21 protein-coding genes are annotated in these 20,994 nt (G+C 42.0%); 4 read left to right on the top strand and 17 right to left on the bottom strand.

Annotated elements, in window-relative coordinates; genetic code table 11:
* Positions 1–60: 60 nt before the first annotated feature.
* The 6 genes from NQ095_RS12380 to NQ095_RS12355 form a co-directional block, all read right to left on the bottom strand.
* Positions 61–1,074, bottom strand: a complete 1,014-nt coding sequence (locus NQ095_RS12380) for a cytochrome d ubiquinol oxidase subunit II (RefSeq protein WP_258263779.1) — start codon at positions 1,072–1,074, stop codon at positions 61–63.
* 56 nt (positions 1,075–1,130) lie between these two features.
* A complete protein-coding gene (locus NQ095_RS12375) occupies positions 1,131–2,468 on the bottom strand; it encodes a cytochrome ubiquinol oxidase subunit I (protein WP_258263778.1) in 1,338 nt (445 codons plus the stop codon).
* Between the two features lie 247 nt (positions 2,469–2,715).
* The gene (locus NQ095_RS12370) at positions 2,716–4,539 is read right to left on the bottom strand and encodes an ABC transporter ATP-binding protein (RefSeq protein WP_258263777.1); all 1,824 of its coding nucleotides are present in this window, start codon (positions 4,537–4,539) and stop codon (positions 2,716–2,718) included.
* A 10-nt stretch (positions 4,540–4,549) separates the two neighbouring features.
* Positions 4,550–6,304, bottom strand: coding sequence for an ABC transporter ATP-binding protein (locus NQ095_RS12365; protein WP_258263776.1), 1,755 nt, complete (start codon positions 6,302–6,304; stop codon positions 4,550–4,552).
* Between the two features lie 204 nt (positions 6,305–6,508).
* Positions 6,509–6,964, bottom strand: a complete 456-nt coding sequence (locus NQ095_RS12360; protein ID WP_258263775.1) for a TlpA family protein disulfide reductase — start codon at positions 6,962–6,964, stop codon at positions 6,509–6,511.
* 112 nt (positions 6,965–7,076) lie between these two features.
* Positions 7,077–7,619 carry a peroxiredoxin gene (locus tag NQ095_RS12355; RefSeq protein ID WP_098440909.1) on the bottom strand — a complete coding sequence of 181 codons (543 nt, stop codon included), beginning with the start codon at positions 7,617–7,619 and terminating at the stop codon, positions 7,077–7,079.
* A 357-nt stretch (positions 7,620–7,976) separates the two neighbouring features.
* On the opposite strand from NQ095_RS12355, the gene NQ095_RS12350 reads away from it, so the two are divergent.
* On the top strand, positions 7,977–8,843 hold the full coding sequence (locus NQ095_RS12350; protein WP_258263774.1) for a mechanosensitive ion channel family protein: 867 nt from the start codon (positions 7,977–7,979) through the stop codon (positions 8,841–8,843).
* A 101-nt stretch (positions 8,844–8,944) separates the two neighbouring features.
* Here NQ095_RS12350 and NQ095_RS12345 read toward each other — a convergent pair whose 3' ends face one another.
* The 3 genes from NQ095_RS12345 to NQ095_RS12335 form a co-directional block, all read right to left on the bottom strand.
* On the bottom strand, positions 8,945–10,063 hold the full coding sequence (locus NQ095_RS12345; protein WP_258263773.1) for an N-acetyldiaminopimelate deacetylase: 1,119 nt from the start codon (positions 10,061–10,063) through the stop codon (positions 8,945–8,947).
* Between the two features lie 112 nt (positions 10,064–10,175).
* Entirely contained in the window at positions 10,176–10,883 is a 708-nt protein-coding gene (gene dapD, locus NQ095_RS12340; RefSeq protein WP_258263772.1) for a 2,3,4,5-tetrahydropyridine-2,6-dicarboxylate N-acetyltransferase, read from the bottom strand.
* 95 nt (positions 10,884–10,978) lie between these two features.
* Positions 10,979–11,857: a transcriptional regulator CcpC gene (locus NQ095_RS12335; protein WP_258263771.1), complete on the bottom strand. Its 879-nt coding sequence runs from the start codon at positions 11,855–11,857 to the stop codon at positions 10,979–10,981.
* Between the two features lie 108 nt (positions 11,858–11,965).
* On the opposite strand from NQ095_RS12335, the gene NQ095_RS12330 reads away from it, so the two are divergent.
* Positions 11,966–12,691 carry a sulfite exporter TauE/SafE family protein gene (locus NQ095_RS12330; RefSeq protein ID WP_258263770.1) on the top strand — a complete coding sequence of 242 codons (726 nt, stop codon included), beginning with the start codon at positions 11,966–11,968 and terminating at the stop codon, positions 12,689–12,691.
* Positions 12,692–12,816: 125 nt separating this feature from the next.
* Here the strand turns inward: NQ095_RS12330 and cbpB are convergent, their stop codons facing one another.
* Both cbpB and NQ095_RS12320 read right to left on the bottom strand, forming a co-directional pair.
* Positions 12,817–13,257 (bottom strand): cyclic-di-AMP-binding protein CbpB, encoded by a 441-nt coding sequence (gene cbpB, locus NQ095_RS12325; RefSeq protein ID WP_258263769.1) that lies wholly within the window; start codon positions 13,255–13,257, stop codon positions 12,817–12,819.
* 155 nt (positions 13,258–13,412) lie between these two features.
* Positions 13,413–13,658, bottom strand: coding sequence for a YkuJ family protein (locus tag NQ095_RS12320; protein WP_034756109.1), 246 nt, complete (start codon positions 13,656–13,658; stop codon positions 13,413–13,415).
* A 154-nt stretch (positions 13,659–13,812) separates the two neighbouring features.
* On the opposite strand from NQ095_RS12320, the gene NQ095_RS12315 reads away from it, so the two are divergent.
* Complete coding sequence (locus NQ095_RS12315) at positions 13,813–14,769, top strand: MBL fold metallo-hydrolase (protein ID WP_258263768.1); 957 nt, start codon at positions 13,813–13,815, stop codon at positions 14,767–14,769.
* Entirely contained in the window at positions 14,766–14,999 is a 234-nt protein-coding gene (locus NQ095_RS12310; RefSeq protein WP_258263767.1) for a glutaredoxin family protein, read from the top strand. The genes NQ095_RS12315 and NQ095_RS12310 overlap by 4 nt, the downstream gene beginning before the upstream one ends.
* Positions 15,000–15,058: 59 nt before the next feature.
* Here NQ095_RS12310 and NQ095_RS12305 read toward each other — a convergent pair whose 3' ends face one another.
* The 6 genes from NQ095_RS12305 to NQ095_RS12280 all read right to left on the bottom strand — a co-directional run bounded on the left by NQ095_RS12305 (position 15,059) and on the right by NQ095_RS12280 (position 20,855).
* On the bottom strand, positions 15,059–15,562 hold the full coding sequence (locus NQ095_RS12305) for a DUF3993 domain-containing protein (RefSeq protein ID WP_258263766.1): 504 nt from the start codon (positions 15,560–15,562) through the stop codon (positions 15,059–15,061).
* A gap of 214 nt (positions 15,563–15,776) precedes the next feature.
* Positions 15,777–16,016 (bottom strand): hypothetical protein, encoded by a 240-nt coding sequence (locus NQ095_RS12300; RefSeq protein ID WP_258263765.1) that lies wholly within the window; start codon positions 16,014–16,016, stop codon positions 15,777–15,779.
* Positions 16,017–16,089: 73 nt separating this feature from the next.
* Positions 16,090–17,313: an EAL domain-containing protein gene (locus NQ095_RS12295; protein ID WP_258263826.1), complete on the bottom strand. Its 1,224-nt coding sequence runs from the start codon at positions 17,311–17,313 to the stop codon at positions 16,090–16,092.
* Between the two features lie 160 nt (positions 17,314–17,473).
* Positions 17,474–18,241, bottom strand: coding sequence for a 2,4-dienoyl-CoA reductase (gene fadH, locus NQ095_RS12290; RefSeq protein WP_258263764.1), 768 nt, complete (start codon positions 18,239–18,241; stop codon positions 17,474–17,476).
* 134 nt (positions 18,242–18,375) lie between these two features.
* Complete coding sequence (locus tag NQ095_RS12285) at positions 18,376–18,594, bottom strand: hypothetical protein (protein ID WP_060670046.1); 219 nt, start codon at positions 18,592–18,594, stop codon at positions 18,376–18,378.
* Positions 18,595–18,761: 167 nt separating this feature from the next.
* The gene (locus NQ095_RS12280; RefSeq protein WP_258263763.1) at positions 18,762–20,855 is read right to left on the bottom strand and encodes a sensor domain-containing protein; all 2,094 of its coding nucleotides are present in this window, start codon (positions 20,853–20,855) and stop codon (positions 18,762–18,764) included.
* Positions 20,856–20,994: the final 139 nt, after the last annotated feature.

Here is a 20,994-nt window from a genome sequence, read left to right as displayed (position 1 = left end):
AAAAAAGGAGAAAATGACATTTCTCCCTTTCCTTTTTTGTATTTCATTCAATTTCCACCGTCACTTATTCCCTTTAACATAATCTGCATCAAATAAGAAGAGCCTCATCAACAGATATAGGGATGGAATCAGCAATAATAGTCCTGCGATAAAGACGATCACCAGGGCCATCCCCATCGTCGGATTCGTGACACTCGTTTCAATCGTGATAAACGGCTTCAGGATGTACGGTAAATGTGAAGCTCCATAGCCGAAGAAGGCAAAGAAGAATTGCAGCATGACCAGGATGAAGGCCAGACCAAAACTCTTTCTCCTATAGATTAAAATGGAAGCGCCAAGAAAGCACACAAGGGATAATCCGAACATCCACCATATGTCAATGGCGCTATTGAAATGCTCGGGATTATGTTCCCTTAAAGATACGAACACCAGTAAGCTCGCTAAAATCGTCGGTGGGCTCCAGAAGAGTGAAAACTTTCTCAGTTCTTCTCTTGAATCCATATCTCCTGCACGATTGGCATAATAGGTCAGGAAGGTCGCACTGATGAATAGGACCGATACGATCGACAGGACGACCACGCTCCATGAATAAGGACTTGTAAATAATTCACGGGCAAGGAATACCACCTTATCACCCTGCTCTTCCAAAAAACCGCCTTCTGAAATGGTCAATGCCGTTGACAATGATGCAGGAATCAATAAACCGGTTGCCCCATATAAAAACAGGTAGACGATATTATCTTTTGAACCATAATTCCCGAAAGCATAAAAGCTCCCCCTGATGGCAAGCAATATAATCGCGATACTTCCCGGTAGCAACAGTGCCGTCCCATAGTAATAGGCTGCGTCAGGAAAAAAACCGACCAATCCGACAAAAAAGAAGACAAAGAAGACGTTCGTTACTTCCCATACCGGAGAAAGATATCGACTGATCAATACATTTAAAGTGTGTTCTTTCCCTTTCATCCTACCGTAAAAGGCGAAGAAGCCGGCTCCAAAATCAATCGAAGCCACTATCAGATAACCATATAGGAAAATCCACAGGACCGTGATCCCCACGATTTCCAAACTCATACCCATTCCTCCCTCTTAACAAAATCAGTTGGCCCCTCTAATAGGAGCCTCACAAGCTAACTCGCTTTTTTAGGAAATCGTTGTTCCAATTCAGCCTCTGCCGGCTTATTTTTAAACATTTTAATTAAGACAATGACACACAGGACGCCAAGAAGTATATAAAGACCTACAAAGAGCGCGAAGGTCAAGCCAACCCCATCTGCCTTTGTAGCTGCCTCGGCCACTTTCATATATCCACGCAAAATCCATGGCTGTCGCCCAACCTCTGCGTAAATCCAGCCAAATTCGATGGCGAGCATCGCTAGCGGTCCACTGGCAACGATCCCCCATAGCAATGGCTTATTCCATTCATTCCGCTTTTTCCATTTCCAGAATAAGATAAATGCCCCAGCAATGAAGATACTGTAGAACCCGATGGACACCATCAAATCAAATAAATAGTGTACCCATAAAGGCGGCCGGTCGTCTTCAGGAAATTCATTCAACCCGATGACCTCTGTATCAAACGAACTTCCAGCAAGGAAGCTCAGGAAACCGGGCAATCGTATCTCATTATGGACTTCATTGTTTTCATCAAGCGTCCCGAATACGATTAAATCTGCATTTTCTTCCGACTCAAAATGCCACTCTGCCGCCGCAAGTTTCTCAGGCTGATATTCAGCGAGGAACTTGGCAGATAAATCCCCTGCCAGAGCAGAACCAAAAGCGAAAATCAGCGCTGATACCATCGTTAAACGAAGGGCTTTCTTATGATAGTCCCCTCCCTTTTTGCGGAGGATCGCAAATGCTGTGATGGCTGCCAGTATGAGGGCAGATGTTAAGTATGCCGTCGTCAGCACGTGAAACACTTTGGTTGGTGTCGCGGGATTTAGCATCGCTGCAATCGGATCGATATTAATCGCTTTTCCATCCTCCAATTCGAATCCCTGCGGCGTATTCATAAACGCGTTCACCGTCGTAATAAAAAGGGCGGAAGCCGAAGAACCGATCATCACCGGTATCGTCAGCAGCCAGTGAGTCCATTTATTCTTAAATCGATCCCACGTATAAAGGTAAATCCCCAAAAAGATAGCTTCAAAGAAAAACGCAAAAGTTTCCATAAATAAAGGCAGGGCAATCACCTGTCCGGCCACCTGCATAAACGATGGCCATAACAAGGACAGCTGAAGTCCTATTGCCGTTCCGGTCACAACCCCGACAGCCACCGTAATCGTAAATCCCCTCGCCCATCTTCGTGCCAGCAAAAGGTAATGAGGATCATTTCGCTTGATCCCCATGAACTCGGCTATGGCAATCATAACCGGAACCCCTACACCAATCGTTGCAAAAATAATATGGAATGCAAGGGTTGTCGAAGTGAGCATCCTACTCAAAATCACACTATCCAATACCATTCATTACTCCCCCTACCGGATTACTTTTTATCGTAAACAGCTCTTTCCTACTGTTTATCACTTATTGTCTATTATAAAACCTGGGGTTGAGTTTGTGAAGTATTGAACATGAATATTTTGTGACATATTTCACAAAGTTTCTTTTAGAATCTTCCATTTTGAATAGCTTATCTGCCATTCGACATTCCCTCCCTCCTCGACACTACAAAAAAACCCCACACACTAGTGCGGGGCTCCTAAACAGAAATCACATTGCATCCAACATCCTGAACTGCGACTTCACCAGTTCAAAATAGTCTCCTTCTTGTTCCATCAATTCGTCGTGGTTTCCGGACTCTTTGATTCTGCCATTTTCAAGTACAAAAATATTGTCCGACTCACGGATTGTGGATAGGCGGTGGGCGATGATGATCGCGGTACGGCCGTTCAGTAACTTTTTCAATGCGTTTTGGATTTTGACTTCTGTTTCTGTATCGATGGATGCTGTCGCTTCATCCAGGATGATGATGCGTGGATTCGCCAACAGGGCACGTGCGAAGGACAACAATTGTCTTTCACCGACAGATAACACATTACCCCGTTCCTCGACTTCCGTTTCGTAGCCATTAGAGAGCTTTCCGATGAATTCGTTTGCCCCGATGGCTTCGGCTGCCTTTAATACCTCTTCATCGGATGCACCCGGGCGGCCGAATCGGATATTATCCATGATCGTTCCCGAGAAGATGAATGTATCCTGCAGGACGATGCTGATTTGACTCCGTAAGCTTGAAACAGATGCATCCCGTAAGTCTACTCCATCAATCTTCACCACGCCATTTGTCGGGTCGTAAAAGCGGCTGATAAGATTTGCAATCGTCGTTTTTCCCGATCCTGTATGACCGACGAGTGCAACGGTTTGCCCGGCTTTCATTTCCAGATTGATGTCCCTGAGTGCTTTACGTTTGTCATCATAAGAGAATTCCACGTGTTCGAATTGAATCCTCCCCTTGATATCGGTCAAATTCAAGGCATTCTTCTTTTCGTTTACGATCGGTTGTTCATCCAGGAATTCAAAGATTCGCTCTGATGAAGCCATCCCGATCAACAGCTGATTATACACCTGCCCGAGCCTTGATATCGGCTCCCAGAACATACCCAGATAGAATGCGAATGAAACGAACTCACCAAGTTCCAGTGATCCATTTTGAATCAGATGGGCACCAAACCAAATAAGGACAGCAGTCCCAATGGCATTCGTTAATTCCACCAGTGGACGGAACATGGCATTCTTCTTTGTGGCCGTTCTCCAACTTTCGAAGGTCTCTGTGTTGACTCCATCAAAGAAGGCCATATTTTCTTTTTCCTGAGTGAATGATTGGGTCACCCGTATTCCCTGAATGCTTTCATTCAAATGGGAGTTAAGTTTCGATTGCTTGAGCCTTACCACTTGCCAGGATTTGCGTATTTTTTTACGCAAGCTTGTAGAGATGAAGAACATGATAGGCAAAATGACCATGACGGCAAGCGTCAGTTCCGGGCTTAACGTAAAGAGTATCACGATGATTCCGATGAGCAGGATGATGTCCATCAATAGATTGATGACACCATTCGTGAAAAGCTCCTGCAAAGAGTTGATGTCATTCATGATCCTGACTAGGATGGATCCTGCTGAACGCTGATCAAAGAAACGATGGGAAAGCCATTGTACATGACTGAATAAATGTTTTCTAAGGTCATAGATGACCCCCTGCCCCAATTGATTCATCCATTTTATTCTGAGGACATTGGCTATATAATTCAAAACATAAAGTCCCGCTATGACTCCCACAAGGGTAAAGAGAAGATTCTCCTCTTTTTGCCTGATCGCTTTATCGAGTGTGTACACACCGATCAGGATCGGGATGATCAGACGGACAGCCGTTGTAATCAGAACGGTGATGATGGACAAGGGCAACAGTTTTTTTGAATATGGTTTTAAATACGTCAGTAACCGATAGAGCTGTTCCCAGTTGAATGGCTTATCGATTACTTGATCGGTTGAGTAATGGAACCTGCTCAGAATGTTTTTATTCACTTTCTTTTTTTCATTCAAACCCTATCACCTACCCTTCCTGAGTTTGTAATATTTTTTTCTGGTCTTGGTATTGAATATCATAGATTCGCTGATATGGTCCGTTATTTTTCAGTAAGAAATCGTGAACCCCTCGTTCAACCACTTTCCCGTTTTCGAGGACGATGATTTCGTCGGCATGCTTAAGGGATGAAATCCGGTGTGCGATGATGAAGGTCGTGCGATCGGCCATGACTTCTTTCAGCGCTTTCTGAATTCTGAATTCCGTTTCCATGTCCACGGCGCTCGTAGCATCATCGAGAATGAGGATCGACGGGTCTGTGCAAATCGCGCGTGCGATGGCGATCCGTTGTTTCTGACCGCCTGAAAGACCCAATCCCCTTTCTCCCAGTCTTGTGTCATAGCCATCGGGCAATTCTGAGATGAAATCATGTGCCTGTGCTCGTCTAGCTGCTTCGATGATTTCTTCCATGGTTGATTCCGGTCGACCATATGAGATATTGGCTTTGATGGTAGAGGAGAATAAGAATGACTCCTGAAGGACGAATCCAATATTTTGACGAAGTGATTTTAACGAATAATCTTTTACATCCCTTCCATCAATGAGGATCTCCCCATCATCCGGTTCATAGAAACGTGTGATCAGCTGGGTGATACTCGTTTTCCCTGATCCAGTGCCCCCGATCAGACCAATGACCTTGCCGGGTTCTGCCTTAAAGGAAATATCCTCAAGGGCTGCTTCGTCATGCACCGTGTAATTCAGTGATACGTGCTTGAATTCCACTTCACCTTTCAATTCATCAGTATGAATGACTTCATTGTGGTCTTTAATCTTCTCATCCACTTCCAGAATCTCCAATAATCGCTCTCCCGATGCCTTTGATTGGGAAAACAGGTTGATTGTGAATCCAAGGTTCATGATCGGCCAGATGATATACCAGACCAAACTGTAAAAGGCGACAAGCTCTCCTGGTTGAAGATTTCCATTCATCACGAGGTATCCACCGTATGCAAGGAGGGTTACGACACTCACATTCCCCAAGAACTCCATAAGTGGGAAATATTTCGCCCAAATATCCGATGTAAAAAGGTACTTATCTTTGTAATCACCATTTGACCGGTTGAATTTATTGATTTGAAAATCTTCACGGGACAGTGATTTCACCGTATTGATCCCGGAGATGTTTTCTTGTACATTCGTGTTCAGCTTTCCGAAGGACTTGCGGATACCACGGAAGGCAGGATGGACCGCCTTATCGAATTTGTATACGGCAATGGCCAGAAAAGGCAAAGAAACCAGGGTGACAAAGGTCAAAGAAGGTGAATAGTAGAACATCACCCCAAAGCTCACCGTCACCAGCAGGAAAAAACGGAGCAATTCCGAGAATCCAAATGATAAGAAGAACCGGAAAGCCTCTACATCCGCCGTCAAGCGTGACATCAAGTCCCCTGTTTTGGCGTTATCATAATAACTGAATGGGAGGAATTGAAGCTTTTCATACAATTCATTCCTCATTCGGTAAACCGAGGTTATCCCAAAAAGATCCCCATTGTACTGTTGGATGAATGTGGCGATCCCTTTTAGGACCATGATGCCGATAAATCCGAATGCAAGGTACGGAATCCACTTATATTCCCCTTGGAGAATGACGTCGTCAATTGTTATTTGTAAGATCATTGGATATACCACTGTAATGCCTGTAACAAAAATCAAAAAAATCATTGAAATGATAAAATGCCTTTTATAAGGCCAGTAAAAGGCTTTCAATTTTTTAAATGTATCCATAATTCCTCTCCCCTCCGTGTTCTATAAAAAAACAACGTACTACTAAATATATCGGCTTTCGAAATAATTATCTACCCTTTTTTAGAATTTTTTCCTTTTTGTGAATTCTCCTTTAAATCTCACTATTCATATATATTTTAAAAATGAAACCACAAAAAAAGATCGGTCTTTTGACCGATCTCTCCTCCATATTACGTTTGATCCCTATTCGCTTTTTTCCATTTCATCCAGGACACGGTTCACACGCTTTTCTAGCATCTTCATACCGCTTCCTCCTGCCTGGAAATGACGAAGGTTTCCATCTTTATCAAATACATAATAAGCAGGGACGTATTGATTTTCAAATGCATCTGTCAATTTATGCTCACTGTCCACAAAGATCGGTTGTGTGATATCGTACTCCGAAGCCACCTTTTTGATCTCGTCCAGATTTAGATCCTCCTCTGAACGTGGCATATGAACAGCCATTACGTTCAGTTTATCACTGTACCGGTCACGAAATTCATTTACCTGGGGCATCGCTTCTTTACAGAGGTGACAAGAAATCGACCAGAAGTGGATAAGGGTCGGTTTGTCACCAACAAGATCCTTTTTTGTCACTTCTCCATTCAGCCACTCAGTAGCTCCTGTCAGTTCAGGCATAGGTGAACGCAGTTTCATTGATATTGCCTCCTTCAGTCAGTCTCGGATTTTTCTGCCTTAAAGATGATTTTGTCTATTTATGTTGTAAAAAAAGACCTAACAAACGGTTAGGCCTCTATTCATTTTAAAATTATAAAGTTTTTTGACCTGGCTTCCAGTTCGCCGGGCAAAGTCCGCCGGTTTGGAGTGCTTGAAGTACACGTAATGTTTCTTCAACGTCACGTCCGATATTGTTATGGAATACAGCCTGGTACTGAAGTTCTCCTTCAGGATTGATGATGTAAAGACCACGAAGGGCCACACCTTCTTCTTCAATCAGAACACCATATTCACGGGATACAGAATGGTTTGTATCTGCCGCTAATGGATAGTTTAATTCTCCGATTCCATTTGCATTGCGATCGGTGTTGATCCATGCTAAGTGTGTATGAATTGTGTCTGTAGAAACACCGATGATTTCTGCGTCTAAGTCTTCAAACTCATCGTAACGGTCTGACATTGCGGTGATTTCCGTCGGACAAACAAACGTGAAGTCCATTGGGTAGAAGAATAATACTGTCCACTTATCGTTTTTCATATTTTCCTCTAAAGATACTTTACCGAATTCTTTATTTGGCATTACAGCGTCCATTTCGAAACGTGGAGCCTGTTTACCAACCATGCGTTCTGCCATTAATAGATCCCTCCAATGAATGTTTGATGAAATAGTGTCTGTGAAAGGAAGGTTTTAAAAAGCCTGTCCATTTCAACTCACAATTTTCATTATATAGGATTGGATTTCTTTAGTCAATTATAATTAATATAATATTATAATGATTATAATTAATTCCCGTCATCCCTTAATTGTTTTGGTTCATTTTTATTGTCTTTACTCTTTTATTTCACTCATAAACTACCAGAGTTTAGTTTATCATTTCCAAACCAGGGAATAAACCAGTATGTATTTTAAGGAAATATCTCCTTTGACATAACCTATGGAGTATTGTGTATACTAGAATGGTCATTATTTAATAGGAAAGGATGTTTGGATTTGGATTACATATTTGGATTAACAGCTTTAAGTGATCGACTATCCAATTTTAATTGGGGCGGTCTATTAGTGACGATTGGAATAGGTGCACTGCAAATTTTAGCGATTTGGATCGCTTTTATCATTGTAAAAGGTGCAGCGAACAAAGTGATTGAAAGGATTTTTGACAAATATCGAAAGAGAAATGATGTATCAGACGGTCGTGCTCAGACATTACAAAGTCTTTCAAAAAATATTGTCGGTTATATCCTGATATTCGTTTTCTTCGTAACGATCCTGCAGATCTTCGGTATCCAGGTAACGGCTATCCTTGCCGGCGCAGGGATTGTCGGACTTGCCGTCGGGTTCGGTGCGCAAGGATTAGTAAGTGACGTCGTTACAGGGTTCTTCATTCTTCTTGAAAAGCAAGTTGATGTGGGTGATTTTGTAACGACTGGAAGCTTCTCAGGGATTGTGGAAGAGGTCGGATTACGGACCACCCATATCCGCGGATTCGATGGGACTCTTAACTACGTACCGAACAGGGAAATCACGAGTGTCAGCAATCATTCACGTGGAAACATGAGGGCGCTTGTCGATATCGGTATTTCGTATGATGATGACATCGATAAGGCAATGGTCGTACTTCAACAGGTGTGCGATACTATTGCACAAGAAGATGATAACATTGTCGATGGTCCGAATGTGCTCGGTGTGCAGACACTTGGTGCCTCTGATGTGGTTCTCAGGGTGTTATGCAAAACAAAAAACATGGAACAATGGGGAGTGGAACGAAAGCTTCGCAAAGCATTGAAAGAAGCCCTTGATCAAAACGGAATTGAAATCCCTTATCCTCATCAGGTTTATATCGAGAAAAAAGAAGACTGATAAAATGGGAAAAGAGAAGGCGCTGCCTTCTCTTTTTCTTTGTGCCTCTTATAAAAAAAATCACGGAACGCATCCAGGAGACGTTCCGTGATAAAGATGGATTATTTTAATGAACCTATATAATCCGTAAGGAGGGTGATGGCAAAGTCAATGGCATCTTCATTCGGGTTTAATTTAGAATGATGGAGCCCGTATGGGGAGTCGACACCCAGCCAGAACATAAAGCCGGGTATTTCCTCAAGCATATAACCAAAGTCTTCTCCTGTCATGGCCTCTTTACAGATGATAAGATTTCGGTTCGTATCCTTTAAGAAAGACATGAAATGCTTTGTCCACTCAGGATCGTTGAAGACCTGCCGATACATGCTGCCATAATTCACTTCAATTTCACACTCATAGCTGATTTTCATTCCTTCGATCAAAGCTTCCAGCCGCTGTTTTACGCTCTCCATCGACTGGGCTGAAAGGGTACGGATGGTCCCTTCCAATCTGGCCGTTTCTGCAATGATATTTTGTACCGTACCACTTTCCATTTTCCCGACTGTGATGACCGCACTGTCTAATGGATCGACATTCCGGGAGACAATCGACTGCATTTGGGTGACAAAGGAAGAGGCTACGACAATCATGTCCCTGGTATGATGGGGATAGGCAGCATGTCCTCCTTTACCTTTAAAGTCTATGAAGAGTTCAGACGTATTGGCAAACAGCAGCCCCTCTTTAACGGCAACCGTCCCCACTTTATATTCCGGTGCAATGTGCAGGGCAAAAATACAATCCGGCTTCCATTCCTTCATGATTTCACTTTGGAGCATCGGTTCCGCCCCGCCTGGTCCTTCCTCTGCCGGTTGAAAAATGAAAAGAAGGTCATCTTCGATTGGGTGGTGAACAAAATGTGTGAGAACCCCTAATTCAATCGTCATGTGAAAATCATGTCCGCAGGCATGCATCCTTCCTTCATGTGAAGAAGGAAAATCCAATCCTGTTTCTTCCTCGATCGGCAGGCCGTCAATGTCCCCACGGTACCCGATCGTCCTTGTAGGGTTGGTGCCATGAACCTTAACGAAAAGGCCAGTTTTCCAGGTCTTAACCTCTAATCGGTCATCAGGAAGATTGCTAATATAATTCATTAAGTATGCTTGAGTTTTAAACTCTTGAAACCCAAGTTCCGGAATTTGATGGAGATCTCTCCTGATCGACTTAAAGTCTACTGTTGACATGGATATCCTCCTTATAAAAAAATAGAGTGATGAATTGTGAAAACTGGAATCTACAAGAAAAGAACAGACGATAGCCGTCCGTTCTTTCTCCTACCTTCTATGTTTGAATGAATTACAGTTGACGTAATTCCTGTTTGATTTCTGTCTTTGATTTTGTTTTGTCATCAATATCTTTCAATTTCTTCGCCGGGGTACCTGCCACAACCGTGTATGGAGCAACATCATCCACCACAATTGCTCCTGCTGCCACAACAGCCCCTTTTCCGACCGTTACACCTTCGAGGACAACGGCATTGGCACCAATGACGACATCGTCTTCAATAACCACGGGCTTTGCAGATGGCGGTTCAATGACTCCTGCAAGCACTGCACCTGCCCCGATATGACAATTCTTTCCTACCGTTGCACGTCCACCCAGTACAACATTCATATCGATCATCGTTCCTGCGCCTATTACAGAACCTATATTGATCATCGCCCCCATCATGATGACCGCATTGTCGCCGATTTCGACCTGGTCGCGAATAATGGCACCTGGTTCGATACGGGCTTTCACGCCTTTAAGGTCTAGAAGAGGAATCGCAGAATTTCGGCGATCATTTTCCACTACATAGTCTTCGATTTTATCTTTATTCTCTTCAAGAATAGTAGAAAGCTCACTCCACTCTCCGAATACCACCCCTGATGTTCCTTGAAGGAACGTTTGGGCAGAACCGAAGTTAATCCCATCCAGATCACCTTTAACATAAACCTTTACTGGAGTCGATTTAGTACTATTTTGAATAAAAGAAATAATTTCGTTTGCATCCATCATGTTCATGAGAATTCCCTCCGTAATTATGTATAAATTCAGAATTCGTTTCTTGAATTACTTTATCAGATTAAAGGGTGGAAGACAACCCATATTGTTGAATCCTATGAGTTTTCGTGGATGAATTCGTTTACAACTTCGAGAAATGCTTCCACCTGTCGTAATTGAAAGGCAGACTCGTAACCAAGTAACCATGTATCACGATGGATGAGTGAATCATGCTCATCGATGAGGGGGATTTTATAAATATTTTCTTCCATGCCGTCCAACGTGATGGCTGGCAGTATGGCGTAGCCGATTCCGTTTAAAGTCATCTGCTTACACGTTTCAATTTGGTCCACCACAATCGTCCGCCTGGGAGTGGTCTGGAATTGACGATGCCACCAGTCTTGAATTTCCTGATAATAATTTGAATCACTTTTAAACTGGATAAAGGGACGATCCGTTTTCATGACTTCCTCTATGGATTGAATCTCTCTATCAACCAAGTACAGTGTATCCTGAAATAGATGGTGTTTCGGCCCTTTCCAATCCGGTGTACCCCGGATGATCCCGATATGCACTTCATCTTCATAAATTGCTTTAAGAATTTCACTGCTCCATCCGGTTATCAAAGAAATCTTAGCATGAGGATAGGTCTCCACGAAACGCTTAAGAACCTTCGGAAGCCAATTTTGCCCCACGATCGAGGCACAGGCAATCTTCAATGTTCCGTGTACTTCAAACTCAAGAGCCTGGATCCGCTCCCTCACACTCTCTTCCTTCTGGAGCATCTCTGCCGCTAACTTCACGACAAGCTCTCCGGCCGGAGTCAGTGAAAGGCCTTTTTGAGAACGGATAAATAGTTTCGTCCCCCATTCCTTTTCAATCGTCTGTAGTCTCTGTGACAAAGCAGGCTGAGATACAAATAACCGTTCTGCCGCTTTCCTCATATTCATTTCCTGGGCAAGTACATGGAGCAGCTGATATTCCGAAAATGCCATTGTGTTCACCTTCATAAGTTTTTCTTATATTATATCTTAAATTATATAAAATTTCATTATTAGCTGAATTCGAATACACTGAGAGTAGACAGAAAAGAGGTGTGACAAATGGAAGTAATATTATTTTTCACAGGCTTGTTTGTAGCTTTAATAGGTACGTTGGCTGGAAGTGGGGGCCTGATCGGTATGCCCGTCATGCTCCTTTTGGGGTTACCGATTCATACAGCGATTGCCACAGCTAAATTTTCGAATATTATCAGTTCATTTTCGAGTTTTGTTTATCTGGTGAGGGACCGGAAAGTCACATGGAAGGAATGTTTGCCAATCCTTCCAATTGCACTCGCCGGTGGGCTGACAGGAGCCTTTCTATCGGATAAGATCACCCCTTCCCTCCTTGAATGGATGGCTTTCTTCTTCCTTCTCTTTGCCCTGGCATTAAGCCTGCTAAAGGGATTTAAGCCAAAGGAAAGGAAACAGAAACACTACAGGGTCTACGGGCTTTTGTATTTCATCAGTACGTACGACGGATTATTCGGACCAGGGCAGGCAACTATGCTCATGTACACACATTTATTTCATGGATTGTCTTATTTAAAATCGGTGGCCCTTACCCGTTTTCAGACGTTTGTCAGTTGTTTAGGGGCATTCACGATCTATTTTCACAGTGGTCATGTCGAATGGGGTGTCGCCGTTCCATTTGCATTGGGGGCCCTCATAGGAGCTCAGTTGGCAGTAAGACTGGCATCAAGGCTCTCTATGAAACACCTCCGGATCCTTTTAAACATATTAACGTTCATTCTCATCCTGCAACTCGGTAAGAACTTGTTATTTTAAGGATTGTCCAATAGAACAGTACTGCAATAAAGCTGACTCGTTGATCTTATCTTATGAAAGAACAAAGAGGATGACAAGTGTGCCATCCTCTAAAAATTTTTCGGTATGTAACTGCCAAAAAGGATTTAATCCCTTTTAAACAGCTGTCGTTGAAGCTGTTTTAACACAACTCTTCTTGTCATGATCCCTTCAAAATACCCATCGTCTGACACCACGCATAAGAATGGATGGTCGACTAATAATTCCAAAGCCTTCTTGAAATCTGCTTGTAAAGAGATAATCGGAAAGTCTGTTGTCATGACTTCCTCTACCTTTTTTGCTTCAAGTTTTTCGAACTCAAAACGTTCGAGACCCAGAATCGAATCGGTAATTAAACTTGAACTGATCAATCCCTGGAAACGGAACGCTGGATCAAGTACAGGGATGGCTGAGTAACCGCTCTTTGTGAGTAATAGTAACGCATGTTCCAGGGAATTTCCCATTTGAACATGAGCCACCTTCTCAGAAGGAATAATAAAATCCTTAATATTCGTTTCTAATAACTCCTTGCTACTCAATGAAATCATGTATAACCCCTCATTTAATCAATAAGAATTTTGCGTGACGCTAACAGACAAAAGAAGCTGACACCCTCCATTTTAACACACTGGAAGAAAAATGTATGTTAAAACGATCGGTCTAAAGACTAAAAAAGATAACCGGATGGTTACCTTTTGAGTGTTTAATCTTGTTGGGCTTCCTGTAGAAGTTCGAAAATTTCAATGGCTGTAATGTCTATGTTATCAAAAGGAAAGCTGTTTCCTTTTTCATTCATGACTTCAATCTCGAATGTATCCTGCTTGGGAAGATACTTCACCTCACAGATTTTCTTACCATTGTATTCAAAAAATCGTTGTTGAGTTTCCCCTTGTTCACCTTGCTCTTGTAATGATTTTAATCTTTGTATAATTCCAAGAAGCTGAGACATAATCACTCTCTCCTTTCCTGATCTAATTCTTGGTCATAGCTTTTGCATTGTACCAGATTCTATCCTGTGAAATCTAATGTTTTGCCCTTTTCTACTTAAATTCCTTTATAATGAAAGGTGATTACTATCTTCTCTCAATGAAAGGATTGATTCGATGAGTATTTACCGTATAGATTCCCGCATATCATTAGTTGATCTAATGGATTTATCCTTAAAGGAACGCACAGGCAGTTATATAATAAATGAAGAGGCGCTGACCATTATCGAAACATCGGCCAGTCCTTCTATCCCTCATCTAAAAAAAGGTCTCTCTAAGTTAAACATTAATCCTGAAGATATTCAATACATAATTTTAACCCATATACATCTTGATCATGCTGGAGGCGCAGGTCTTTTTCTAAAAGAGTGCCCTAACGCGAGTATCATAGTCCACCCTAAAGGAAAGCGTCATCTCATCGATCCAACGCGATTGATTTCAGGGGCCAGAGCGGTTTATGGTGACAAATTCGATGAACTATTCGATCCCATTGTACCGATTCCTGAAGAGAGGATTCAGGTGATGGCCCATGAAGAAAAGCTAAGTCTAAGTGATACGTGCACGCTAACGTTTTATCATACCCCGGGACACGCCGAGCATCACCTCAGCATCTTTGATTCCACTTCAAACGGGATGTTCACAGGCGATACGTGTGGGATTCAATACTCCATAGGGTCGAAGCGTTTTTATTTCCCTTCCACCTCTCCCAATCAATTTGATCCTGAGAAAATGAAGAATTCGATTCGCCTGTATAGAAGCCTTCATCTCGACCGGTTGTATTTTGGCCATTACGGCGTAAGCGAGGAAGTGTCGTTTGCCCTTACAGAAGTGGAAAAATGGCTGGATTTACTCGTAAAAAAGAGTGAGGAGCAGTACTCCTCACATGTTACAATGGAGGAGAACGTAAGAACCATCACCTCCCTATTAATCGAACTTACAGGAAGGGAATTGGTGCAAAAAGGAATCGATCCAAACAACCCTATTTACTCATTGTTGGAGTTGGATATGAACGTTTCTGCAATGGGGATCGTAGATTATTTCATAAAACAAGAAAAAGGAGACCGTTCATCATGAAGAAAGTCACACTGTACTCTCAACCCGAATGCCCACCCTGTGAAGTGGTCAAAATGTTCTTGAAAGAACATAATGTGAAGTATAAAGAAATCAACATAAAAAAAGATGAGCAGGCAAGAAACTATCTTATCAATCAATTGAATTCTTACTCCACCCCTACCGTCACCATTGATTTTGAAGTCATTTCAGGCTTCAACCTGGAAGCCCTGTCTGCTGCCTTAAACAAATAATCCCCTTCAATAAAAAGGTGGCCCCAGTTCTCAAGGCATCCTGGGGCCACCTTATCCTGTCAGTGTGATCGTTGAACTGATTCCGGTAATTCATACGTGATCGAGGAAACCTTCCATGTCCCTTCTTCTTCACTCAACACCACGGCTTCAATGCCGTTTATGCTGGAAACAGGTCCCTCCTCTTCTTTTGTTCTTTCTTCCCAGACATACCATTTCCCATCTATGTATCGGGCTCTGGTTGAATCATCATACTGGAAATATGGTACATAGTGCGAGGCGAAATCAGAGCCGAAGGTGATGTACCCACCATCTACCTTATATACGTTTTCACTCATAAAACCTGCTGTAAGACTATGGGTAAGATACTTTGAAAGCTTCTCCTCAATTTGATTCTTCTGTTGTGGTTTTTCACTCAAGGATACTTGAGTTTGAAACGCTTCCTTAACAAGGGTTAATGCATTCTCCTTCGTGAACCCGGATGCCTGTATTTGACTGGCTTGTCCACAAGCAGCTGTTACAAGGACTAAAATAAATAATAATATCGATAGATTTTTCTTCCCCATGTATTTTCACTCCTATACGTAGTAGATGAAATTATTGTAGCAATAGAAAAATGTCGATGGGATACCATTCATTCGTTAAATCCTAACAATGACTGACATATTTATTGGTTTGTTTGTCAAATTCCCCCTGTCCGTGGCGCTCAAACACATTTATTGGTGGTACATTTAACCAAAAAAGGATGCCGCATGATGTTCATGCAGCATCCTTTATTTACTATGATAAATAGCGTATGGACCAGTAAATGATGAATAATGTAATCAGAATGGTACCAATCAGGATGGATAAAAAAACGGGATTACGAATGAACGGGTGCTCTTTCACGACGTCGGGAATGTCTGTGTCAAATTCACCCTTCAACCGTTTTTCCTGCCCCGCCAGTTTAAAGGTATACACAAGTGAATAACCAGCAAGCGCCAAAACAATCAACGCAAGCACAATCATAAATATACTCAATACAGCCCCTCCTTACAAAATGTCCTTTAGAATAATTTGTCCCAACAAGAGGTGGCTATTCAAGAAATGTATGCTAAAAAAGCAAACCCTCTTCTTCAAATAAAAATTCATACGAGAGGTCCATGAAGAGATAAAGTCCATTTCCGAACGGGTAGGAATACGTACGGATGGATTCCCCTGAATCGATGTCACTATATATATCAGAAAGCAAACCTTTTTTATCGATTCTCATCCGGATGATATTTTCCAGGAAGTACGGACGCCAGCTCCAATTTTTCCCTTTGTACCTTGGTTCAATCTTCCAAATTTGATCGGATTTCACTACGTTGCTCGAGACTTGAAACCCATTTTCATCACAAATGTATGCCCGAAAACATTTATCCGCAAAATGCCTCGCCACCTCAAAAAGCAGATCATCGAATCCCACCGTTTGTTTCTTTAGGTTTATTAATTTTTGACTGATTTCTTTATGAAGGAGGTCAGCGAATTCATAGCCTGCTTCCAGATGCTTCTTTTCATAGCGGATATAGTCCTGACATTTTTCTTTCAGCTTCTCTTTTAACAGATCCGGTTGGAGAAAGGATGCGGAAGGATGCTTTAAATAAAAGCCCTGGTAATACCTGCCGCCATTCAGCCAGGCAAATTGGAGCTGGTAGTTGATTTCAATATTTTCGAACAATAGAGATGCCCCGATCTTTCTCGCAAGCATCGATAAGCTATATAAAATATCTTTATACACTTTATTCCCCGCATCATTACGAAGTTGATATAGATCCACTTTCAATATATCCGGCGAATACTGTGACAGCCGATCCAATTGACCGCTGCTACCCCCGATATTATCGATGGCAATTTTCATTCCATATGTTTTGTAATAGAGGAGAAGATGAACCAATTGATCAAAGTCCCCTACAAATGTTTTTTCAGACAATTCGATCACTGTCCGGTTTAAATCCAATCCCTTCTTTTCATATTCCAGAAGGAGCTCAAGGAAGGATTCACCGTGATCGAGCATAAGTAACCTGGCATCACGGTTCAAGAATATGTACCCCTCTTGTTTCTCAGCTAAAAATTTTTCCAGCGCTAACCGTGTGACTCGTTCATCCACTTCAATTTTATATTCATCAGGTATCTCATCGTCACCGAAGAACGGGCCTAGACTTTCAACCTCTTCATTCCCCATATCCATTCTTCCAAATACCTCGTAACCGATGATTTTATGTTCATCTGCACTGAAGATCGGTTGAAAGTACGGAATCACTTTTTCTATATTGGATAATATCTCTAATGCGTCCATTCGCACTCCCCCACCATCACTCATGTTTTTTTGCATAATTATAACATAACTATTCTGTTGGTTTAAAAAAGAAAAACCCAAAAAGCTTTCCCTTTCCTGTCACTTGAACAAGAATGGGGAAAGCTTTTTTAGGAATAGCGCTTTTTATGAACATGTCAGATCAAAATGGAAACGGGTTCAGCCATTGGCCTCCATCCATCGTGATGCATTCTCCATTTATATAGGCAGCTTTGTCAGAGGCTAGGAAAAAGGCAAGGCCAGCAATTTCTTCCGGTGTACCCAAACGTTTTAAAGGTACACTGTCGATGGTCCTTTTGGCAGCTTCTTCTGAGATCCAAAGCTTCTCTGCTCCTCCGGTACGTTCGATCGGTCCCGGGGCAATCGCATTCGTGCGGATACCATACTTATGGCCCCACTCAACAGCCAGGGTTCTTGTCAACGATAAAACACCGGCTTTTGCCGCTGCCGAATGAGCGACTCCAGCACCTGCATTCCAGGCATATGTTGCAACCATATTGATGATGGATCCTTTTTGATCATGTTCGATCCAATAGTTCCCAACTGCATGCGAACATAGAAATGTTCCATTCAAAACGATGTCAATGACGGACTTCCACCCATTTGGAGTGAGCTTTTCTACAGGACATATAAAGTTTCCGGCTGCATTATTGATTAAAACATCGATTTTGCCGAATTTTTCTGCCGTAAACTCGACCATGGCCTTAACATGATCCTGCTCCCTTACATCCATTTGAAATACTTCGATTTTCCCTTTGAGAGAAGAGAACTCCTCCTTCACCGATTGAAGCCTCTCCTCATTCCTTCCCGTGACAACGACGCTGGCACCTGTTTCAACGAAATGCTTTGCCATATATTTCCCCATACCATTCGAACCGCCAGTTACGATGACAACTTGTTCTTCTCCCATATGTAACTCCCCCTATTAATGAATGAATACTCACTCATATTTTACCATACAACAATACTCTGCAACCATGATTACCATAAAAAAAGACTGATTTTTAAGAAAATATCTTTTTTCTTAAAAATCAATCTGTAGTGCTAGCCATCAGGATTATTCACGATGAGCTCGTGTAATTGAGCAAGTGCTTTAATAATTGTTTTATTTCGCTTATATCCTTTTGCTTCAACTGAAACATCATTATATGAAACAACTACCTGACCTAAAGATCGAGGAGATTTAAAGCCGTATACATACACTCTGATCGTTCCTCTTTCGGTAGGGAGAAAGAGGATTTCCATGCGTTTTGTCTTTTTCATAATCCCTCTCCTTCGTAAAGCATTAGGAACCGTGATTCAATCGAAAGGGTCTTCCCTTCTCCTTCTATGAACCTGTTACTCTCCTCACTTTAAAATAAGTCATAGGAATTACTCTGTCAAACATTTAAGGTGATACTCTGTATCACCTGCACATCCTTACTATGCATTTACATGAGGACGAATTGCTGCTGTTCAATTTCTTTTGGCCCTATCGGCTTACTAAAAAAGTAACCTTGAGCCTTCTGACATTTCGCCTTCTTCAAAAAATCGACTTGACCCTCACGCTCCACTCCCTCTGCTATGACTTCAAGACCCAGACTGTGGGCAAGATGGATGATCGTTGTCGTGATGGCTGAGTCCTTATGATTCATCCCGATCTCCTTGACAAACGATTGATCAATCTTTAATACGTCGATGGGAAATCGTTTTAAATAATGAAGGGAAGAATAACCAGTGCCAAAGTCGTCCACAGATATGAACACTCCAAGGTCTTTCAGTTTCTTCAACATTTTCAAGGTTTGCTGAGTATCTTGCATGGCTCCCTCCGTAATTTCAATTTCTATGCAGCTAGCGGGGATACTATACGTTGATAAATAGAAATCGATTGTATCCACCAATTGCTCCTGAAGAAATTGCTTCGGGGAAATGTTGATGGCTACCCGCACTGACCTGTATCCCTTGACCCTCCATTTTTGCAACTGGATACAAACCTGCTCCAACACCCATTCGCCAATCTGATGAATCAGACCTGTTTCTTCTGCAAGCGGAATGAATTGGGCGGGTGACACGAAGCCAAATTTACGATTATTCCAGCGAATCAAAGCTTCGAAGCTGTCGATGGTTCCAGTCGATAAATTGACTTGTGGCTGATAATGGACATATAACTCCCCTTTTTCTATCGCTTTTCTCAAATGAGATTCCATAATGATATAGTTTGGAAAACTCGATTTCATATGGGTTTGGTAAAAACGATAATGTGCCCTTCCTTTTTCTTTCACCTCAAACAGAGCCTGGGCGGCTTTTTGAATGAGGGAATTGGAATCATAGCCGTCTGCAGGATAACGGCTTATCCCGATGGAGGGGGATATATAAAATTCCTGATTGTCGATTGTAAAAGGGTTGATAAACAATGCCAGGATTTCCTTTGCTTTCGTCTTTGTAACTTCAAAGCTGCTATTTTTCAAAAGGAAGATAAATTCATCTCCACCTTGCCTGTACAATAAGCAATCCTCATTGGTGAGAGTGATCAGGCGCTCTGTGATCTTTTTCAGGAAACGATCTCCACCTTTTAACCCCAATGTGTCATTAACAAATTTAAACCGGTCCAAATCCAGGTATAAAAGGGAAAGTTCTACTCCCCTTTCTTCCATATTATTAATGATCAAAGGAATATGATCATCCAGAGCCTTCCTGTTCCATATTCCCGTCAGTTGATCATGAAGGGCCATATAATGGATCATTTCACTTTGTTCATGATGCTGGGTGATGTCTTTCACGATGATATAACATCCGTCACATTTTTGGTCTACCACGATGGGGACCATTTTCAATTGAGTTATTCGTTCTTCGCCTCTCTCATTCAAAAGAAGACAATAATCAATGGAGGACGGATTCCCCGATAACGTTTGGAAAAGGGCATCATCCAATACCACACGATTCTGAGCCTTCATTAACTCAAAGATATTCATGTTGACGAGTGCCTCTTTTGAATATCCTGATAATTTGCATCCTGCTCTATTTGAATCCTTAATGACTCCTTGTGCGTCCAAAATAAAAATCGCATCCAGATTATGTTCTATGATGGATTTATATCGTTCCTTGGCTTTCTTTAATTTCATCTTTTCTTCTATTGAAGGTGTAATATCCCTTGTAATGGAAACGACATACTCCACTAGTCCACTTTCATCCGTAATTGGTGTCAGAATGGACTCATTTACTACTTGTTTTCCGTTTATTGCTTCAAATGCGTCCTGATAGGTAATGCTCTCACCCGTCTCCACTAATTCCGTATATCTCTTCTGTAAGTCAAGTGCCATATCCAAAGGCATCACATCCTCTAATAAGCGCCCCATATCCCCCTGTTGGATGGATGTGTGCCTCTTAGCAGATTCATTGACATAGGAGTACCTGAAAATGTTTCCTTCTTCTACCTTCATAATGAAGATCATATCGTGTATATGGTCTAATATTAATTCCTTCAAGACTGTGTCGAGGCTTTTCTGATCTTGACTGAAGGTGGTGGTAATGTCATTCCATTTCATGGATTCGTCATCCTTTTATGCTTATGTTTTTATCTGTATCCTTCATCCTGATTCTATTTTTGCTAGTACGCCTTTGCTGTTCCTACAATCCTGTAAGAGTATTCATTACATTTCCTTAAAGTCCTCTGCTTTATGCCTC

Origin of the sequence: Rossellomorea sp. SC111, assembly GCF_024733565.1 — a bacterium.
Taxonomy (GTDB): Bacteria; Bacillota; Bacilli; order Bacillales; family Bacillaceae_B; genus Rossellomorea.
Note: the sequence above shows the minus strand (reverse complement) of the source record. Positions and strands in the feature narration are given on the sequence as shown.